The sequence below is a fragment of the Corynebacterium sp. genome (assembly GCF_022712275.1).
Taxonomy (GTDB): Bacteria; Actinomycetota; Actinomycetes; order Mycobacteriales; family Mycobacteriaceae; genus Corynebacterium.
In genome coordinates this window covers 61,660-80,467 of record NZ_JALAGU010000026.1, presented here as the reverse complement: position 1 = coordinate 80,467, position 18,808 = coordinate 61,660, and the positions used below count along the sequence as shown (strand labels likewise).

Annotated in this window: 18 protein-coding genes; 16 read left to right on the top strand and 2 right to left on the bottom strand. The window is 69.2% G+C overall.

The genetic code is table 11. From position 1 onward, the window contains the following. Positions 1-202 precede the first annotated feature (202 nt). The 11 genes from Q0A27_RS05565 (at position 203) to Q0A27_RS05515 (ending at position 10,822) form a co-directional block, all read left to right on the top strand. Positions 203-3,505 carry an FtsK/SpoIIIE domain-containing protein gene (locus Q0A27_RS05565; protein ID WP_291474069.1) on the top strand — a complete coding sequence of 1,101 codons (3,303 nt, stop codon included), beginning with the start codon at positions 203-205 and terminating at the stop codon, positions 3,503-3,505. Next, positions 3,502-4,629, top strand: coding sequence for a type VII secretion-associated protein (locus Q0A27_RS05560; RefSeq protein ID WP_291474068.1), 1,128 nt, complete (start codon positions 3,502-3,504; stop codon positions 4,627-4,629). Before Q0A27_RS05565 ends, Q0A27_RS05560 begins: the two co-directional genes overlap by 4 nt. A 30-nt stretch (positions 4,630-4,659) precedes the next feature. Further along, a complete protein-coding gene (locus Q0A27_RS05555; RefSeq protein ID WP_291474067.1) occupies positions 4,660-5,433 on the top strand; it encodes a FadR/GntR family transcriptional regulator in 774 nt (257 codons plus the stop codon). Between the two features lie 147 nt (positions 5,434-5,580). Next, positions 5,581-5,865, top strand: coding sequence for a WXG100 family type VII secretion target (locus Q0A27_RS05550; protein ID WP_291474066.1), 285 nt, complete (start codon positions 5,581-5,583; stop codon positions 5,863-5,865). Between the two features lie 53 nt (positions 5,866-5,918). Further along, positions 5,919-6,200 carry a WXG100 family type VII secretion target gene (locus tag Q0A27_RS05545; RefSeq protein ID WP_291474065.1) on the top strand — a complete coding sequence of 94 codons (282 nt, stop codon included), beginning with the start codon at positions 5,919-5,921 and terminating at the stop codon, positions 6,198-6,200. A 197-nt stretch (positions 6,201-6,397) separates the two neighbouring features. Next, a complete protein-coding gene (gene rplM, locus Q0A27_RS05540) occupies positions 6,398-6,841 on the top strand; it encodes a 50S ribosomal protein L13 (protein WP_291474064.1) in 444 nt (147 codons plus the stop codon). After that, positions 6,838-7,350, top strand: a complete 513-nt coding sequence (rpsI, locus tag Q0A27_RS05535) for a 30S ribosomal protein S9 (protein ID WP_291474063.1) — start codon at positions 6,838-6,840, stop codon at positions 7,348-7,350. The genes rplM and rpsI overlap by 4 nt, the downstream gene beginning before the upstream one ends. Positions 7,351-7,605: 255 nt before the next feature. After that, positions 7,606-8,952 carry a phosphoglucosamine mutase gene (gene glmM / locus Q0A27_RS05530; protein WP_291474062.1) on the top strand — a complete coding sequence of 449 codons (1,347 nt, stop codon included), beginning with the start codon at positions 7,606-7,608 and terminating at the stop codon, positions 8,950-8,952. A 108-nt stretch (positions 8,953-9,060) separates the two neighbouring features. Further along, on the top strand, positions 9,061-9,405 hold the full coding sequence (locus tag Q0A27_RS05525) for a hypothetical protein (RefSeq protein ID WP_291474061.1): 345 nt from the start codon (positions 9,061-9,063) through the stop codon (positions 9,403-9,405). Next, complete coding sequence (locus Q0A27_RS05520; RefSeq protein WP_291474060.1) at positions 9,402-10,424, top strand: hypothetical protein; 1,023 nt, start codon at positions 9,402-9,404, stop codon at positions 10,422-10,424. The genes Q0A27_RS05525 and Q0A27_RS05520 overlap by 4 nt, the downstream gene beginning before the upstream one ends. Before the next feature lie 35 nt (positions 10,425-10,459). Then, positions 10,460-10,822: a hypothetical protein gene (locus Q0A27_RS05515; protein WP_291474059.1), complete on the top strand. Its 363-nt coding sequence runs from the start codon at positions 10,460-10,462 to the stop codon at positions 10,820-10,822. A gap of 34 nt (positions 10,823-10,856) precedes the next feature. On the opposite strand, the gene Q0A27_RS05510 is transcribed toward Q0A27_RS05515, so the two are convergent. Both Q0A27_RS05510 and Q0A27_RS05505 read right to left on the bottom strand, forming a co-directional pair. Continuing rightward, positions 10,857-11,810, bottom strand: a complete 954-nt coding sequence (locus Q0A27_RS05510; RefSeq protein ID WP_291474058.1) for an alpha/beta hydrolase — start codon at positions 11,808-11,810, stop codon at positions 10,857-10,859. A gap of 18 nt (positions 11,811-11,828) precedes the next feature. Continuing rightward, positions 11,829-11,951, bottom strand: coding sequence for a hypothetical protein (locus Q0A27_RS05505; RefSeq protein WP_291474057.1), 123 nt, complete (start codon positions 11,949-11,951; stop codon positions 11,829-11,831). A 204-nt stretch (positions 11,952-12,155) separates the two neighbouring features. Between Q0A27_RS05505 and glmS the strand changes: the two genes are divergently transcribed. The 5 genes from glmS (at position 12,156) to groES (ending at position 18,808) form a co-directional block, all read left to right on the top strand. Then, positions 12,156-14,039 carry a glutamine--fructose-6-phosphate transaminase (isomerizing) gene (glmS, locus tag Q0A27_RS05500; RefSeq protein WP_291474056.1) on the top strand — a complete coding sequence of 628 codons (1,884 nt, stop codon included), beginning with the start codon at positions 12,156-12,158 and terminating at the stop codon, positions 14,037-14,039. Between the two features lie 61 nt (positions 14,040-14,100). Beyond that, positions 14,101-15,225, top strand: a complete 1,125-nt coding sequence (gene alr / locus Q0A27_RS05495; protein ID WP_291474157.1) for an alanine racemase — start codon at positions 14,101-14,103, stop codon at positions 15,223-15,225. Between the two features lie 3 nt (positions 15,226-15,228). Further along, positions 15,229-15,810, top strand: a complete 582-nt coding sequence (gene tsaE, locus Q0A27_RS05490) for a tRNA (adenosine(37)-N6)-threonylcarbamoyltransferase complex ATPase subunit type 1 TsaE (RefSeq protein WP_291474055.1) — start codon at positions 15,229-15,231, stop codon at positions 15,808-15,810. Between the two features lie 201 nt (positions 15,811-16,011). Further along, on the top strand, positions 16,012-18,381 hold the full coding sequence (gene tsaD / locus Q0A27_RS05485) for a tRNA (adenosine(37)-N6)-threonylcarbamoyltransferase complex transferase subunit TsaD (RefSeq protein ID WP_291474054.1): 2,370 nt from the start codon (positions 16,012-16,014) through the stop codon (positions 18,379-18,381). Between the two features lie 127 nt (positions 18,382-18,508). Continuing rightward, positions 18,509-18,808: a co-chaperone GroES gene (gene groES / locus Q0A27_RS05480; RefSeq protein WP_291474053.1), complete on the top strand. Its 300-nt coding sequence runs from the start codon at positions 18,509-18,511 to the stop codon at positions 18,806-18,808.

The following is an 18,808-nucleotide window of genomic DNA, read 5'->3' as shown; positions in this document are numbered from 1 at the left end:
TGATGCTGTGACAGGTACCGCGGCCCCCGGTGGCGCGGTATGTGAGGGCAACTTTAGGCGATAAACATTCCGCGTGCACCGGGATTGCGGTATTGTCGCCGAACACAGGCGTAAGCCAGAGATCATGTTGTCGGGGGTCCGGGGCCACAGGGGGCGCGGGCAGGGTCGATGACGGGGACTTTTTCATCCGAGGGGACAGCCGGTGCAGACGCAACCACCACCATCACTGCCGAAGAACAAGCAGCCGTTCCTGCGGCTGCTCATGCCCGCTGTCATGCTCGTCGCCGTGCTCGGCATGGTCGCCGCGATGATGCTCTCGGGGATGGCCCGCAGCCCGATGACCTTCATTTTCCCTCTGATGATGATCGGGTCGATGGTCATGATGTTCCAGCCCGGCGGCCAGGACGTCGACGAGATCCGACGCAGCTACCACCGCCATCTCGACGCGCTGACCGACGGCGTCCGGCGCGCCCGGCACACACAGCGGGTGGATGCCGAGCGCCGTCACCCTCACCCGCAGGCACTGTGGACCCGGGCGGCCGAGGGGATCGACGGGCAGGATGTCGAACCCGGCGTCGTGCGTCTCGGTACCGCCGTCCAGGCCCCCGCTGACCCGATCGACATCCCGGTCGACGTGCCCCCGGAAGATCTGGAGCCGGTGTGCGCGATGAGCCTGCGCGACCTGGCGACCCGGCATGCCACCCTCGACGCCCCGGTGGCGGTCGACCTGCGGGAGTTCCCGGTCGTCGCGGTGACCGGACCCGGGGCATCCGACCAGGTCAGAGCCATGCAGGGTGCGCTGGTACTGCAGGATCCGGGCGTCGTGGGCATCGACGGCCCACATGACCGGTGGCTGCCGCACGACGGCGCGCTGCGGATCAACTTCCGCTACAGTGCCGAGGTCGATTCACCTGCGCACCAGGCATCGGCACCTGCGCGCTGCACGGTCGTCGCCGACCCGGACGAGGCCGCCGAGGAGACCGCCCGGACCCGCGGCCTGCTGCTCCACTCCGACGGGGAGGTGCTCTCCGCGTGGACCGTCGACGGCTGGCGTCCCTTCGCCACCGCCGACCGGCTCAGCGACGTCGAACTCGCCGCCCTGTGCCGCGCCCGCTGTACCCGGCGCAGCGAGACCTCCCTGCTCGACCTGCCCGGTGGTGACCTGCGCGCGCCGATCGGCCGGGCCGGTCAGTCACCGGTGTACCTCGACATCCGGGAGTCCGCCAAGGGCGGCATCGGCCCGCACGGGCTGTGCATCGGCGCGACAGGGTCGGGCAAGTCCGAGCTGCTGAAAGCCGTGGTCACCAGCTTCGCCCACCACCACAGCGCAGAGGAACTGAACTTCGTCCTCGTCGACTTCAAGGGTGGTGCCGCCTTCGCCGGCCTGGAACGCCTGCCGCACACCGCCGCGGTGATCACGAACCTCTCCGAGGAGGCGGTGCTCGTCGACCGGATGCAGGACGCTCTGCTCGGCGAGATGCACCGTCGCCAGGAGACCCTGCGCGCCGCCGGCCTGACGACCGCCACCGAGTACAACCGGCGACATCCCGGCGAGATGCCTTCACTGTTCATCGTCGTCGACGAGTTCTCCGAGCTGCTCCACGCCCGTCCGGAGTTCGCCGAGGTCTTCGCCGCGGTCGGACGCCTCGGCCGGTCCCTCGGCCTGCACCTGCTGCTCGCCAGCCAGCGGTTGGAGGAGGGGCGCCTGCGTGGCCTGGAATCCCACCTCAGCTACCGCATCGCACTGCGGACCTTCTCCGCGGCCGAGTCCCGCGCCCTCATCGGCTCCACCGCCGCCCACGACCTGCCGGCCAACCCCGGTGCCGCGATCCTCGCCGAGGCCGGCGGGGCAGGCCAGGTGCGGTTCCAGTCGGCCTATGTCTCCGGTCCCGAGGTGCCGGCCGATCGACGCATCATCCGCGAACTCGGGGTGGAACCGGAGGCGACCGGCACGACGATGGACCTCGTCGTCGACCGGCTGGCCGGGCCGAACCTGCGTCCGATCTGGCTGGATCCGCTGCCCACCGACCTGCCGGCCAGCCGTCTTCTGGGAGCAGCGGAACACGACAGCGTCCCGTTGTGCGTCCCGGTCGCCCTGGAGGACCTGCCCTTCGACGGTGAACAACGACGCCTCGACATCGACCTGCGTCGTCGCCACTGGGCCGTCGTCGGCTCACCGGGCACCGGCAAGACCACCCTGCTGCGCACCCTCACCGTCGGGCTCGCCCTGACCAGCCCTTCTGTGGCGGTCTACATCCTCGACCCCGGCGGTTCCCTGGCCTCCCTGACCCGGCTTCCGCAGGTCGCCGCGGTCGTAGGCGCCGACCGGGTCGACCGGCTGCTCGATGAGTTGGAGCAGGACGCTTCTCCCGGTGTCACCCACCGCGTCCTGCTCATCGACGGGGTGGACACCCTGGGCGAGAGCGACCGTCGGCTCGCCACGCTGGTGGCCGGTGGCCTGGGACGTGGCGTCCACGTGGTCGTCACCGCGCTGCGCTGGACCTTCCGGCCCAGCCTGCGTGACCTGCTCACCGGGACCGTCGAGCTGAAGATGACGCCGACGGACTCCACGTTCCGTGACACCCAGCGCAGCCTGCCCGATGTGCCGGGTCGCGGCGTCTCCCCGGCAGGACGCCATATCCAGGTCGCCCATTCCGACGAGGAGGCCGTCGAACACGCCCGTCGGGTCAGTACGGCCCGTAGCGAACCTGACCTGCAGATGAAGCTGCTCCCGGAAAGGGTGTCCGCCACCGCAGCCGGTCCCGCAGAGCCCCGGAAGGTCGTCCTCGGCGTCGGCGGTCCCACCCTCGGTACCGTGACCTGGGACCCGGCGTCCTCCCCACATCTGACCGTGGTCGGTCAGGCCCGGTCCGGGGTGACGACCACGCTCCGCACCGTCATCGCCGGACTCGCAGATCCGGACGCGTGGGAGGAGGGGAGTGCGGAACTGCTCGTCGCCGACGGACGCCGCGGACTGCTCGGTGTGCCGGGCTACCGCTCCCCGGTGTCCTTCACCGACGAACTCACCCGCTGGGCCAGGGTGCTGCGCGAGAGGATCCCGGCCGACGTCACCACGCTGAGCCCGCAGATGCTGCGCGACCGCAGCTGGTGGACCGGCCCGGAACTCGTGGTCGTCGTCGACGACCTCGACCATTCGACCGACCTCGCTTCGGCACTCGACATCCTGGTGCCGCTGCTGCCCCATGCCGCGGACATCGGCCTGCACCTGGTCACCGCGCGGCGCAGTGCGGTGATGGGGCGCAGCACCTACACTCCGCTGCTCCAGGGGGTGCGCGACAGCACCGCCTGGGTGCTGCTCTCGGCGCCTCGGGAGGACGGTCCGGTCGCAGGTCAGGTGCTACGGCCCAGCACACCGGGGCGTGGCGTCCTCGTTGTCGGGGACGCCGTGGAACTGCAGGTCGCTGTGGCGGAGGAACCGACAGTGGATGAGACAGTGGATCAGACAGGGGATCAGACAGGGGATCAGACAGGGGAGAAAGAGTGAACGCGACAGGAATGACGGTGCAGGCGGTGTCGCTGGTGGAGTCCGGCATCCTCGTCAACGGATGGACGGTGACCGACCTGCTCAGCGGGTTCAGCGTCCGGTGCGACGCGCCGGGCGACAGCACAGGTCTGCTCTGGCGGGGCTCCACCGTGCCGCTGAGCAAGTTGGAGGCGGTCCGTGAACTCGTCGCCGAGGCACTTGAGGAACGCGCGGCGGACCCGGACCTCACCGATCCTAATCCGCGGACGCCACGGGTCCGATTCCCCTGGGGCGTGGGCGAATCCACCACCGATGTGCTGGTCACCGGGGAGAACGCTGCGACAGTCGCCGCCTACCTGCGCACCGTCGGGGTGCGGGCACGGTGCGTGGATCCGGACACCGCGCTGCGCCTTGCCGCAGACCTGGAGATGGCGCGTGCCGAGCTCGCTGAACTGGAGGGCGGGGAGCTGGAGGAGGAACCTGAGCAGGAGTTGGTGGACGCGGAGACTGACGCGGAACGCCCACCGGTGCGCCAGGCACTGCTCGCCGTCACCGCTGTTGTCGTGGTACTGGTCGGTGTCCTGGCCGTGGCAGGCATCCTCCGACGGGGCGGGGACGAGTCTGTCGCCGCCGCACTGCCGACCGGGGCGACCTCCAACGTGGTGCCGACGCCGGAGCAGGAGTCTGTGGCCGCCGCGCCCACAGACGACGCACTGTTCGCCGACCCGGTGCGCCGCGGCGACGCCACCCCGGAGCACATCACCGAGCGTGCGGACATCCCCGTCAACGCCGACCTCGACGGCTGGACCCTGCGCGAGGCCACCGACCGCCGTGAGATCTGGATGTCGGACGACCCGGACGCCCGCATCCTCGTCGCCGCCACCCCGACCCCGCTGGGCACCCAGGAAGAACTCGACGCCCGACTGCTCACCGGCCTCGCCGACATGCCGGCGGCGAAGGTCACCTCGCAGCACCCGGTGGACTACGCGGAGGACAGCGGACGGTCGACCACCCGCTGGCAGGTGCGCCTCATCGACGGCCACCAGGTCTCCGTCGGCTGCCAGTACCGGGCGGGCACCGCAGAGGAGACCGCAGGACGCCTCGCCGCCTGTGACAGGTTCACCGCCACCGCCCGGGTGGGGTGAACCGGCGCTCACCGTGGTAGAACCGACGGCATGTCAGAAATCTCAGACTCCGGGCGTCCTGCACCTCGGACCAGCACCCACTCGCTGGTCGTCGAGGCGATCGAGAACCGGATCCTGTCCGGGGCACTCGGCGTCGGCGACATGCTTCCGCCGGAGCGTCAGCTCGCCGAACAGCTCGGCGTGAGCCGAGCGGCAGCCCGCGAGGCGATCCGGGTGCTGGAGAGCCACGGCGTACTCGAGTCCCATGTCGGCTCCGGTGCCCGTGCCGGGACATTCATCACCTCGATGCCGACCACGGCACTGAGCCGATTCCTGAAACTGCATGTAGCGCTCAACAACTTCGCCCTCGACGAGGTCGTCCAGACCCGCATGATCCTCGATGTCGAGAGCGCGCGCATGGCCGCCGAACACCGCGACCCCGAGATGCTCGAACTCATGGAGCAGGAGCTCGCCGCCATGGACGGGGACGAGGAGGCCGACGGTGCCGACAGTGCCGACAGTGCCGACAGTGCCGAGCTGAGCCGGGAGGACTTCGGGGACGCCGACACCCGCTTCCACGTCGCCCTGGCCCACGCTGGCGGCAACCGTCTCTTCGCCGACATGACGCAGGCGATCCGCGAGTCACTGCGCGCCCCGCTGCTGGAGGGCTACCGGGCGCGGGAAGACTGGACCGCCATGCAGGCCACACTGCAGTACCAGCACCGCGCGCTGCTCGATGCGGTGACCCGGGGGGACGCCGACCTGGCCGCGGAACTCGCCGCCGAACACGTCCGGACGTCGTACCAGGTGCTGTCCGGGAAGTGATGTCGGCAGGGAGTAATTTCGGCAGGGAGTAATTTCGGCGGGGAGTAATTTCGGCGGGGAGTGAACCGGACGGGGGTCTGTGGAGTCTAACTAGGGGACGGCCTCGACAGGGGCCCGGAACCTACACAGAAATATGAGGGGGAAGCCATGAGCTTCAGGACAACCACCGACGTCATGCATGCCACCGCGGGGAAAGTGGACACGGTCAACGACCAGGTACAGGCCGAACTGAACCGGCTGCAGGGCACCGTAGATTCCGTGCAGGGGGTGTGGCGGGGCGAGGCGCAGGCGTCCTTCGGGAATCTGATGGTCCGCTGGAACGACGCCGCCCGCGAGCTGCGCGCGGCACTGACCGGCATCGCGGAGAACATCCGCGGCAACGCCCGGTCCTTCCAGCAGGTCGAGGATGACAACGTCGCGGCGTTCCGCTGACCGGCACCCACCAGAACTCCACCACAGATCAGCCACAATCCGAGGAGACAGCAATGATCCAGTACGACTTCGCCATGATCGCCCAGGCGGCCGCCGACATCCGCGCGACCAGCCGCAACATCAACGGAATGCTCTCGCAGCTCAAGGGTGACGTCGCCCCGATGGTCGCCGAGTGGGAGGGGACGTCCGCCGTGGCCTACCAGGACGCCCAGCGCCGGTGGGACAACTCCCTTGAGGAGCTCAACATGGTGCTCGACTCCGTCGCCCGTACCGTCGACGACGCCAATGCGCGGATGAGCCAGATCAACACCAGCGCAGCGAACAGCTGGGCGTGACGGTCACGGGCGTCCCCACGGGTTTGGCACACGTGACCGGGGGGGAGTACTGTCTTTCAGGTTGCGGTCACCCCGGTGTATGCCCCGGTGACCGGTCCGCGGGTCTCAACCGGCCGCCGCGGGCACCCCGGAAACACGGTGAAAGCCTGATTCAGGGCAGACGGGCCGGCAGCTCCATGAAGACAAGGAGTCCTTAAGTGACTACTTTCCACCCGAAGAGCGGTGACATCACCCGTAAGTGGTACGTCATCGACGCCACTGACGTGGTTCTGGGCCGTCTCGCCACCCATGTTGCAGGTCTGCTGCGCGGCAAGGGCAAGGCCATCTACGCCCCGAACACCGACTGCGGTGACAACGTCATCATCATCAACGCCGACAAGGTCGCGATCTCGTCCAACAAGCGTGACCGCGAGTTCCGTTACCGCCACTCCGGTTACCCGGGCGGTCTGAAGACCATGTCCCTGGGCCGCTCCCTGGAGCTGCACCCGGAGCGCGTCGTGGCTGAGGCGATCACCGGCATGATGCCGCACAACCGTCTCTCCCGCCAGTCCGTGAAGAAGCTGCGCGTCTACGCCGGTGCCGAGCACCCGTTCGCCGCCCAGCAGCCCGAGACCTACGAGATCAAGAAGGTGGCCCAGTGAGCGACAACGAGAACTACGAGGCCACTGAGGCCGTGAGCGAGGAGTTCGTCGCCACCATCGGTGACACCGTCGCTGAGGTCGAGGAGACCGACGAGGCCACCCCGGCCGTCGCCGATCTCTACGAGGGCCCGATCCAGACCGTCGGTCGCCGCAAGGAGGCCGTCGTCCGCATCCGTATGGTTGCCGGCTCCGGCCAGTTCACCTGCAACGGTCGCACCCTGGAGGACTACTTCCCGAACAAGCTGCACCAGCAGCTGATCAAGGCTCCGCTGGTCCTGCTGGACCGCGAGAACCAGTTCGACTTCCAGGTCAACCTCAAGGGCGGTGGCCCCTCCGGCCAGGCCGGCGCGATGCGTCTGGCTATCTCCCGTGCCCTGAACAAGTACAACCCGGAGGAGCGGGCCGCCCTGAAGAAGGCCGGCTTCCTCACCCGTGACGCCCGTGCGGTCGAGCGCAAGAAGGCAGGTCTGCACAAGGCCCGTCGCGCCCCGCAGTACTCCAAGCGCTGATTGTCCGGGGCCCTGCGCCCCGCCTGTCAGCCCTGGTGGGCTGTGTCCCGGTTCTTCCGGGCAGAGACGCCGTCCATGGCGCACCCCGTGTGCGCCGTGGGCGGCGTCTCGCTGTGTCCGGGTCGCGGGTGTGCCCGCATCGCGCAGCCTGAGGCTGTTCCGTCACCCGCTCGAACAGCCTCTGGCTGCGTGATGCCGACACAGTCCCGGCACCGACACCGGAACTCGCACCCCCGCCCACTAGACTGGCTCCCCATGAGCAGACTTTTCGGAACTGACGGGGTGCGCGGTCTGGCCAACCGTTCCCTGACCGCCCCCCTCGCCCTGCGGCTGGGGGCCGCTGCGGCACGCGTCCTCACCGAGACCACGACGGGCTCCCAGCGTCGACCGGTCGCCGTCATCGGACGCGACCCCCGCGTCTCCGGCGAGATGCTGGTCGCGGCACTCTCGGCCGGCATGGCGTCCCAGGGCGTCGATGTGCTGAACGTGGGCGTGCTGCCTACCCCGGCGGTGGCCTTCCTCACCGACGACTACGGCGCGGACATGGGTGTGATGATCTCGGCGTCCCACAACCCGATGCCGGACAACGGCATCAAGTTCTTCGCCGCCGGCGGCCACAAGCTCGACGACACCGTCGAGGACGAGATCGAGGCTGCCATGCTGGAGCTGAAGGAGTCCGGCCCGACCGGCGCCGGCATCGGCAGGATCATCGAGGAGTCCGGTGACGGCCTGGAGCGCTATTTGTTCCACCTGGCCTCCTCCGTGCCCGCACCGCTCGACGGAATCCGAGTCGTCGTCGACTGCGCCAACGGTGCCGCCAGCGAGGCCGCCCCGCAGGCCTACGCCCAGGCCGGGGCGGATGTGGTGGCGATCCACAACCACCCGAACTCCTACAACATCAACGACGACTGCGGTTCCACCCACATCAACGTCGTCCGGGATGCCGTCCTGGAGCACCACGCCGATCTCGGTCTCGCCCATGACGGGGACGCCGACCGCTGTCTTGCGGTGGACTCCGAGGGCAACATCATCGACGGTGACCAGATCATGGCGATCCTCGCGGTGGCGATGAAGGAATCCGGCGAGCTGCGCAAGAACACCCTCGTCGCCACGGTCATGTCCAACCTGGGCCTGACCCTGGCGATGAAGGAGCAGGGTATCGAGCTGCGCCGCACGAAGGTCGGTGACCGCTACGTGCTCGCCGACCTCAACGCCCAGGACCTGTCCCTGGGTGGCGAGCAGTCCGGCCATGTCGTCATCCCCGCGCACGGCACCACCGGTGACGGCACGCTCACCGGCCTGTCGATCATGGCCCGGATGGCGGAGACCGGTCGTACCCTGCGCGAACTCGCGTCGGTGATGACTGTGCTGCCGCAGACCCTGGTCAATGTGCCGGTCGAGGACAAGGAGCGGATCCACACCTCCCCGGTCGTCGCCGAGGCCGTCGCAGCGGCGGAGAAGGAGCTGGGCGAGACCGGCCGGGTGCTGCTGCGCCCCAGCGGCACCGAACAGGTTTACCGCGTGATGGTGGAGGCCCCCACCGCCGCCGACGCCAAGAAGATCGCCGGGCAGTTGGCCGCGGTGGTCATCTCCGAGGGCTGATATTTCCCGGCAGTATTCGTGGTGGTGCGGGAACCTTCCGGGCCCCGGTGGAGTCAAACAGGGGTATGACTGTCCGCCACCGGGGCGTGGCAGGGGAGGAGGACCACTGTGAGGGCACATACGGACCGGATGTCCGTCGATCCGGACCGGGGAAGGGACGCCGTCACCGCCGCTCTGGCCGCGGTCGACGCCGCCGGACCGGGGACGCGACCGGAGACATCACCAGCGACGCCGTCCGCGGCGTCCTTCGGTCAGGGGCTGGGGATCAGGGGTGCGGCGGTCGTCGCGCTGTTGGCCGGTGCGCAGGACACCCGCGCGGAGCACCTGCGCCGGATCCGGGCAGGACTGGAGGACGCACAACGGTCGGTGCAGCGTATCGCCGGTGCGGACCACCGGTCGGCCGGGACGGTCGCAGACACCGGACGGACGACCGGCGGGGGTGGTCTCCGGTGACCACCGTTGCCAGGGCCGAGACGGACGCCGCCCTCGGTACACTCGCCGCCACCGCGGAGCAGACCGGCTGTCCGCCGGAACCGGTGCGCCGGATGTGCGAGCTGGGGGAATTCACCCGGGGTCTGGACACCGCCACCATCACCGCGGTCGCCGGTGCCGGTGGCACGGTCGTGGACTCGGCGGCTCAGATCGCTCCACTGGTCACCGAGGCCGCCGGGGTGATCGAAGGTATCGGCGGCGGGGTGCCGAGCCAGGGACTCTGTGACGCCGGGGACGCTCTCGTCTCCCACAGTGGACTCTGGCAGGACGCGGTGAGCTCGGTGGGCAGCTGCGCCGGGGCGATGGACCAGCTGACCGCAGGGTGCGCGGAGGAGATCAGTGCTTTCGTCGAGGACGTGTGCGGGTTGGCGTCCACCGCACTGGCGTGCGGTGCCGGTGATGCCGCCGCCGGCATGGTGCAGGGGGCGGTGACGGTGGTGTCCGACATGCTCGGTCAACGCAACAACGGCCTGGAGGCGCTGGTCGACATCACAGTCGGTGACTGTTTCCCGGCCGCCGACGACATGCTCATCGCCGGTGCCGGCGGGGCGGCAGGTCTGGCCGTCGGGGGCGGTGCCGCAGTCGCCGTCGGTGGCGCGTTGGAGATGGCCGCGGAGTTCACCGTGGAGTCCGCCGGGGAGCCCGCCGCCGGGCCGTCCGACTGCCCTGAACCGGCACCCGAGCCGACCTGTCCTGAACCGGAGCCCAGCGTGGACCCGGTCCACGGCTTCGACAAGACCGACCGGCTGCCGGACGCCACGGGCGCCCCGACTGTCGTCGCCGAGGTGGGCACCGCCCCGGCCGCGGAGGACACCCCGCCGGTGTCACCGGCAGCTGTCGGGGAGACCCCGGAGACTGCATCAGCCGGGGATGCCGGGGATGCAGGGGACGTCGCGACCGACGGGTGGAACCCGGACATCTGGACGACCGACGCCGGCGTATCCACCGGCACCACGCCCGAGTCCGCCGACGCCTGGTGACCGCCACCGGGCCCATCTGAAACAGGAGAGAGACCATGACAGATTCCGTGACAGGCACCGCGACAGGCACCGCGACAGGTGCTGTGTCAGAGACTGCACGCCCCACACAGATGAGTGACGCCCACCGGGCGGTGATGGACGAATACCTCGGCAGCATGCGTCGGGCCAGCGAGGACTTCGTCGAGGCCTACCGTGCCCAGACCGAGGTGCTGCGGAAGTTCACCGCAGAGGTGGAGGCGGTGATGGCGGACAAGGATCTGCCGGACACCCTCCGTCGCAGCCTGGAGAAGGTCGCCGGACAGGCGGACCGGGACGGGAATGCCGAGGCACCCCACCGGATCCCACCGGCCCGGCAGGGCAGGTCCCCCGACGACCTCTTCAATGCCCGGTTCCCCTGAACCGGGCGGCCCGTAACGGGCCACCGACCACAGGTCAGCGGTGAAGGATAGCGTCCTGCAGCTTCTCACCCGGGTCGAAGAACTCGGGGAAGGACTCGAACAGTTCCCGACGCGTCGCCGTCGAGGTTCCCTTGATGTCGGGGAGATCCGCACCGAACCGGTGCAGCGGAGTGAAGGCTTTCGCCTCCCCGTTTTCCACCGCGCCGTCGCCGGCGATGAAGCCGATGATGAGTGCACGCACCAGCTCCTGGACTGCGAACTCGAGACCCGCGCCACCGATGCCGACCTTGCGCAGCACCGGCTCGCTGAACCCCGCCGGGCTGCCCTTGAGGATCTTGCGGTAGCCCACCGGGCCACGCCAGTTCGCGGCGAGACGTCCCGCATTGCCTGTGGGTACTGAACCGGGGCGCCCCGCCTCCAGCACCAGGCCGGGCGCCTCCACGACACGGGCGGCCTCGTAGCAGCTGGGGGTGGTGTCCGACGGGTACACGGCGATGACGCCGGCCAGGGACGGGGTGTCACCGGAGCTCGGCGTGGTGACCGGACGGCCCGCCGCCGCGAGCACCGCAGTACCGGCACCCATGCCGTGACCGGCGAGGTACAGACGGTTGACGTCGACGACCGTGGCGCCGTCACCGAGCTTCACGCCGGCGAGGATCTTCAGTGAAGATTCCAGGTCGGCGGCGAAGCCGCGGTGGTCAGGCCGGAAGCCGGTTTCGGTGTCCGGAGCTGCGACGGCGATGCCCCAGCTCGCCAGGTTCCGCAGCGTGACGTGGTAGGCGTCTGCCGAGATCCGCCAGTCGTGCGCGAACACCAGACCGGGCACCGAGGTGCGCTTCCTGCGTCCGGAACGACCGGCGCCACCGGACCCGTTGACGGGTACGTAGACCCGCCCCGGCAGTCCGGCGACACCGAGGTCGCCGACATGGACGTCATAGGGACCGGGCCTGCCGAGGCGGGCGATCAGGTTCTTCACATTCTCAGCCACGGTCACAATGATAGGGGATCAGAACGGCAGCAGTGCCCAACCGCCGGGAACCTGGACGAACTGGCCGCCCTGACCAGCGACACGGGGATTGCCGAAGTCGGCCGGGGTCAGCTGGTAGCCACCGACGGCGAGAGTCTTCATTCTTCATTCCGGACAGTTCTTTGTGAGTCAGATGGACAGGGGATCCTGGTAGGGGTCGGAAGCAGGATGCTTCCGGGGAAGAACATCAGGACCGTCACGTCCGAAGTCCATGGACGGAACATACGGGTTCCCTACCAGTCGACCGGACACCCTCAGGCACACCGGAGTAACCCCCGGAACGACTGTCTCGGTAGGGTGGTGCGCATGTGTGGAATCGTTGGTTACGTCGGAGATGCGGCCCGTAACGTCAGTGCCCTCGACATCGGTCTGGACGCTCTGGCGCGGATGGAGTACCGGGGGTATGACTCCGCCGGAATCGCGGTGGTGCGCCCCGGTGATCTCGAGGTGGAGAAGAAGGCCGGCAAGCTGGCGAACCTGCTGGACCAGATCGACGCCGCCGGCGGCCGGGACAGTGAGCGCTTCGCCGGTGCGACCTGCATCGGCCACACCCGCTGGGCCACCCACGGCCGGCCGAACGACACGAACGCCCACCCGCACGTCTCCTTCGACGGCAAGGCCGCGATCGTCCACAACGGCATCATCGAGAACTTCGCCGAGCTCCGCGCGGAGATCGAGGCCGCCGGCATCGAACTGACCAGCGAGACCGATTCCGAGGTCGCCGCCCACCTCGTCGCCCTGGCCTACAACGGCGGCCCGACCGCCGGTGACTTCGAGGCGTCCGCCCTGGCGGTGCTGCGTCGTCTCGAGGGTGCCTTCACCCTTCTTTTCACCCACGTGGACGCCCCGGGCAAGATCGTCGCCGGACGCCGCTCCACCCCGCTGATCGTCGGTGTCGGCGAGGACGAGATGTTCCTCGGTTCCGATGTCGCCGCCTTCATCGCGCATACCCGGAAGGCCGTCGAGCTCGGCCAGGACAATGTCGTCGTCATCACCAAGGACGACTACCGGGTCATGGACTTCGACGGGACGCCCGCCGAGGGCCGCCCGTTCGACATCGACTGGGACCTGGAGGCCGCCGAGAAGGGCGGTTTCGACTCCTTCATGATGAAGGAGATCTTCGAGCAGCCCGCCGCCATCCGCGACACCCTCGCAGGCCACTTCGTCGACGGACGTGTCGTCCTCGACGAGCAGCGCATCTCCGACGAGGACCTGCGCCAGGTGGAGAAGGTCTTCGTCGTCGCATGCGGCTCGGCGTACCACTCCGGCCTGCTCGCCAAGTACGCCATCGAGCACTGGGTGCGGCTGCCTGTCGAGATCGAGGTCGCCAGCGAGTTCCGCTACCGTGACCCGGTGCTCGACAAGCAGACCCTCGTCGTCGCCGTCTCCCAGTCCGGTGAGACCGCCGACACCCTTGAGGCCGTCCGCCACGCCAAGTCCCAGGGTGCGCGCGTCCTGGCGGTGTGCAACACCAACGGTTCGCAGATCCCGCGTGAGTCGGATGCCGTGCTCTACACGCACGCCGGCCCGGAGATCGGTGTGGCGTCCACCAAGGCCTTCCTCGCCCAGATCGCGGCGAACTACATCGTCGGCCTGGCGCTGGCGCAGGCCCGTGGCACAAAGTACCCCGACGAGATCGAAGACATCTTCGACCAGCTGGAGGCCATCCCGGCGAAGATCGAGAAGACCCTCGAGCTCAAGGACCGGATCCACGGCCTCGCCGAGCAACTCGGCCCGATCCGGACGATGCTCTTCCTCGGTCGCCACGTCGGCTACCCGGTGGCGCTGGAGGGCGCGCTCAAGCTCAAGGAGCTGGCGTACATCCACGCCGAGGGCTTCCCCGCCGGTGAGCTCAAGCACGGCCCGATCGCGCTGATCGAGGAGGACCTCCCGGTCGTCGTCGTGGTTCCCTCCGCGCAGGGACGCGAGATCCTGCACTCCAAGATCGTCACGAACATCCAGGAGATCCGGGCCCGCGGCGCGAAGACCATCGTCATCGCCGAGGAGGGCGACGAGTCGGTGAAGCCCTACGCGAACTTCCTGCTCGAGATCCCGGCGTCCGGCACGCTGCTGCAGCCGCTGCTGTCCACGGTGCCGCTGCAGTTCCTGTCGGCCGAGATCGCCCGCCAGTGCGGCAACACCGACATCGACAAGCCCCGTAACCTGGCCAAGTCGGTCACCGTCGAGTAACCACCACACAAGACGAAGGAACGGAACCACGGACACCACGCACGTCCTCGCTGAAACAGTCATCGACCTCAATGCGGTGGCGCACAATGTGCGCACGCTGGCGGGGCTCGTCGCCCCGGCGGGCGTCATGGCCGTGGTGAAGGCCGACGGCTACAACCACGGCATGGCCGATGTGGCCCGCACTGCAGTGGACGCCGGCGCTGCAGAGCTCGGCGTCGCCACGCTCGGTGAGGCCCTTGCACTGCGGGACGCCGGGGTCAGTGCCCCGGTCACCGCGTGGATATGGATCGTCGGGGAGGACCTGCGCGGTGCCGCCGAACAGGACATCACCCTCGGGATCCCCTCGCTGGCACACCTGGAGGCCGCTGTCTCCACCGCCGCCGAGTCCGCCGCAGCAGGACGCCCGCTGAAGGTCGGCCTGATGGTGGACACCGGGCTGTCCCGCTCCGGCATCAGCCCGACGGAGTGGCCCGCCGCCCTGGATGCCGCCGAGGCCGCCGTCGACGCCGGTCTGCTCGATGTCACCGGTCTGTTCTCTCACTTCGCCAGTGCGGACGACCCGCTGTCCCCGACGACGGATCTGCAGGAGAAACGCTTCTCCGCCCGCATCGGCGAGTGCCGTGCCCGCGGCATCGACGTCCCGGTCAACCATATCGCGAACACCCCGGCGGCTCTGTCGCGGGTGGATCTGCGCCACGAGATGGTGCGTCCCGGCGTCGGGATCTACGGGGTGGACCCGTGTGCGATCCCCAGCGGTGTGGAACTGCGTCCCGCGATGACGTTGCGTGCGAAGGTCGTCACCACCCGTGTCGTGGAGAAGGGCGAGGGTGTCAGTTACGGGCACCACTGGATCGCCCCGGAGGACCACCGCACCGCCGTGGTCGCCATGGGCTACGCCGACGGCCTGCCCCGGGCGATGTCCGGCAACTTCGGCGTGACGATCGACGGTACGTGGTACCCGCAGATCGGCCGGGTGTGCATGGACCAGATCGTCGTGGACCTCGGACCGGTGGCCGCGGAAGGGCCGGGCGCGTCGGTGCGCCCCGGTGACTGGGCGGTCATCTTCGGCGAGGGAGGACGCAGCGTCCGCGAGATCGCGGACGCGGCGGGCACCATCGACTACGAGATCCTCACCATGCCGCGTGGCGGCCGTGTGGCCCGCCGGACCATTCCCGTGGGGGAGTGAACCATGGGCGTGGATGTCACCGCCGACTTCACCGCCCCGTCCGGGACGGTGCCGGCATCCTCTGCGGAGGCCATGCGTCAGTTCGGCGAGCAGCTCGGTGCGGTTCTGCAGGCCGGCGACGTGGTCGTGCTCACCGGGCCCCTGGGGGCCGGGAAGACCACCTTCACCCAGGGGCTTGTCCGTGGCCTGGGGGCGAAGGGTCGCGTGCAGTCGCCGACCTTCACCATCATCCGGGAGCACAAGGCCGGTAGCCGCCCCGACGGGACGCCCGGTGTCGGCCTGCTCCACATGGACGCCTACCGGCTGCTCGGAGACGCGGTGCACACCGCCGTCAGCGAGGAGGGCGCGGACATCCCCCGCGAGGCGGTGCTCGACATCCTGGAGTCCCTCGACGTCGACGATGACCTGGGGGACCGGGTGCTCGTCGCGGAGTGGGGCAGAGGAGTGGTGGAGACCCTGTCGACCCGGGTCATCGACGTGGAGATCGTGCGTGATGAAGGCGCAGAGGAGACTGATGCTCTCGCTGATGACGATGAGCCACGTGACCTGCTGTGGACCTGGATCGACAGAGGCAAGACTCATTAATTACTCCCCCTGTGTTTAACCCCCGACGGGGGTTTCCGGAAGAAATCGGGTGCAAGGGATTGTGTAGATGACGCATCACGTGCATAATGGGTCTCGGATCACTGTGAGGGGTGTATCCAACAGGAACCCCGCTGCAAATGGAGAGTGCAGCGGGGTTCCGCCTTATCTTCACCGGGGGCGGGGGAAGTAGAATCCGTGGTCATGCATGTTCTCGCGGTCGACACGTCCACCTCCTACGTCGTCGCCGGGGTGGTCGACATCCCCGACAACTTCTCCGGCGCCACAGGCATCCCTGCCACTCCCGCCGTTCTCGCCCACCGCACCGAGCTGAATCCGCGTGGGCACATGGAGGTGCTGACCCCGAACATCGTCGACTGCCTCGCCGAGGCGGGCCTGTCCCCGGCCGACCTGGACGCTGTCGTCGTCGGCACCGGACCCGGTCCGTTCACCGGTCTGCGGGTCGGCATGGCCACCGGCGTGGCCTTCGGCGAGGCGCTGAACATCCCGGTCCACGGCGTCGAGAGTCACGTCGCCACAGCCTGCGCGGCAGAAGAGCAGGGGCCGGTCCTCGTCGTCTCCGACGCCCGACGCCGGGAGTGGTACTGGTCCGTGGTGGACGCCACCACCGCCCACATCACCGACGGTCCTACGGTGACCGCCCCCGGCGTCCTCACCGAGCGGCGCCCGGGCGCGACCGTGCTCGCCACCCGTGAGATCGCGGCGAAGCCCGATCTGGTGCCGGCCTCCTGGACCGTCACCGACGAGGACGCCCACCCCACCCCGGAAGGGCTGGTCATCGCGGCCCTGCGCCGCCACACCCTCGCCGGACTCCGACGCCCCGGCGATCCGCTGCGTGCGCTCTACCTGCGCCGCCCGGACGCCGTCGAGCCGACCCGCAGGCCGGTCTCCGAGGCGCTCGACTTCAGCGGCGTCGATCTCGCCGAGGCCGTCGGTACCCCGGTCGTCGCCGCACTGACCGTTGAGGACGCCGAGGCCTGCGCCGCCATCGAGGAATCCGTCTTCGCCGGCGACTCCCCGTGGTCGGCCGCGGTCTTCCGTTCCGAGATCGCCGCCCCGCACACCCGCTATATCGGCCTGTTCCGGGAGGGCACCCTGCTCGGCTTCGCCGGCCTGGCCATGGCCGGTCCGCCGGACGACCCCGAGTTCGAGGTCCACACCATCGCCCTGTCCCAGGACGCCCGGGGCCACGGCTGGTCGAAGCTGCTCATGGACCCGCTGATCGAACTCGCCGACCGTCACGGTGGCCCGGTGTTCCTCGAGGTCCGTACCGACAATGAGCCCGCCGTCGGCCTCTACCGTGCCTACGGGTTCGACGTCACCGGCACGAGGAAGGGCTACTACCAGCCCTCCGGGGCGGACGCCTTCACCATGCACCGCCCGGCGGCCGCGCAGCCCTCCGTGGCGACCGACAATGCCGGAACCCCTGCGTCCACCCCGCGCATCATCTTGGGGATCGAGAGCTCCTGCGACGAGACCGGCGTCGGCATCGTCGAGCTTGGGGAGCGCGAGGGGCAGACCCGCGTCACACAGATCAGCAACCGCGTGGCGTCCTCCATGGAGCAGCACGCCCGGTTCGGCGGTGTGGTCCCCGAGATCGCCTCGCGTGCACACCTGGAGGCACTCGTCCCCACCTTGCAGGCAGCCCGCGCCGACCTGGAGAAGGCCACCGGACGCACCCGCCCGGACGCCGTCTCCGCGACCGTCGGACCGGGTCTGGCCGGTGCACTGCTCGTCGGTGCCGCCGCGGCGAAGGCCTGTGCCGCGGCCTGGGAGGTGCCCTTCTACGGGGTCAACCACCTCGGCGGTCACGTCGCCGTGGACACCCTCCACACCGGCGACACCTACGGCACCGACCGGGACAAGGACATCCCCGATGACCTGCCCCATGCCGTCGCCCTGCTGGTCAGTGGCGGTCACACCCAGATTCTCGAGGTGCACGGGGTGGGTAAACCGATGGTTGAACTCGGCTCCACCCTCGACGACGCCGCCGGCGAGGCCTACGACAAGGTCGCCCGGCTGCTCGGTCTCGGCTACCCGGGCGGCCCGGTCATCGACCGGCTCGCCGCGAACGGTGATCCGGCCGCCGTTCCCTTCCCTCGCGGCCTGTCGAAGAAGTCCGACCCGGTCTACGACTTCTCCTTCTCCGGGCTGAAGACCGCGGTCGCCCGCTTCGTCGAACAGGCGGGACGCCACGGTGAGACCGTCGCCGTCGAGGACCTCTGTGCGTCCTTCCAGGAGGCGGTGGTCGACGTGCTGACGGCCAAGGCCGTGAAGGCCTGCCGCGACACCGGGGCATCCGTCCTGCTGCTCGGCGGGGGAGTGTCGGCGAACCGTCGGCTGCGTGCCCTGGCCGCCGCACGCTGTGCGTCCGCCGGGGTGACGCTGCACGTCCCCCCGCTGCCGCTGTGCACCGACAACGGCGTGATGATCGCGACGCTGGCCGCCCACCTCATCGGGGCGGGGACCGCGCCGAGCGGGCTGCGGGTGGCGACCGACCCGTCGATGGACGTCGAGGTTCCGGTGCTGGCACTCGGAGAGGTTGAGCGTTAGCACTCAACCGGGGTAGAGTGCCAAGAGGTTGCAAGACACACAGTTGTTCACCCGCGACGACGGCTGTGCAGGCTCACCAACCGGCACAAGCAAACTCATTCGGACTGAATACACGGAGGTATTCATCGTGGCCAACGTCAACATCAAGCCCCTCGAGGACCGCGTCCTCGTCCAGATCGTCGAGGCTGAGACCACCACCGCGTCGGGTCTGGTCATCCCGGACTCCGCCAAGGAGAAGCCGCAGGAGGCCACCGTCGTGGCCGTCGGACCGGGCCGCTGGCACGATGACGACGACCGCATCCCGATGGACGTCGCCGTCGGCGACACCGTCGTCTTCTCCCGCTACGGCGGCACCGAGCTCAAGTACGACGGCCAGGAGTACCTGCTCCTGAGCCAGCGCGACATCCTCGCCGTCATCGAGAACTAG

Coding starts and splice junctions, on each gene's coding strand:
- Q0A27_RS05515 (WP_291474059.1), top strand. CDS start 10,460: ATGACAGATTCCGTGACAGGCACCGCGACAGGCACCGCGACAGGTGCT.
- Q0A27_RS05545 (WP_291474065.1), top strand. CDS start 5,919: ATGATCCAGTACGACTTCGCCATGATCGCCCAGGCGGCCGCCGACATC.
- tsaD (WP_291474054.1), top strand. CDS start 16,012: ATGCATGTTCTCGCGGTCGACACGTCCACCTCCTACGTCGTCGCCGGG.
- glmS (WP_291474056.1), top strand. CDS start 12,156: ATGTGTGGAATCGTTGGTTACGTCGGAGATGCGGCCCGTAACGTCAGT.
- Q0A27_RS05505 (WP_291474057.1), bottom strand. CDS start 11,951: ATGAAGACTCTCGCCGTCGGTGGCTACCAGCTGACCCCGGCCGACTTC.
- tsaE (WP_291474055.1), top strand. CDS start 15,229: ATGGGCGTGGATGTCACCGCCGACTTCACCGCCCCGTCCGGGACGGTG.
- Q0A27_RS05550 (WP_291474066.1), top strand. CDS start 5,581: ATGAGCTTCAGGACAACCACCGACGTCATGCATGCCACCGCGGGGAAA.
- Q0A27_RS05555 (WP_291474067.1), top strand. CDS start 4,660: ATGTCAGAAATCTCAGACTCCGGGCGTCCTGCACCTCGGACCAGCACC.
- glmM (WP_291474062.1), top strand. CDS start 7,606: ATGAGCAGACTTTTCGGAACTGACGGGGTGCGCGGTCTGGCCAACCGT.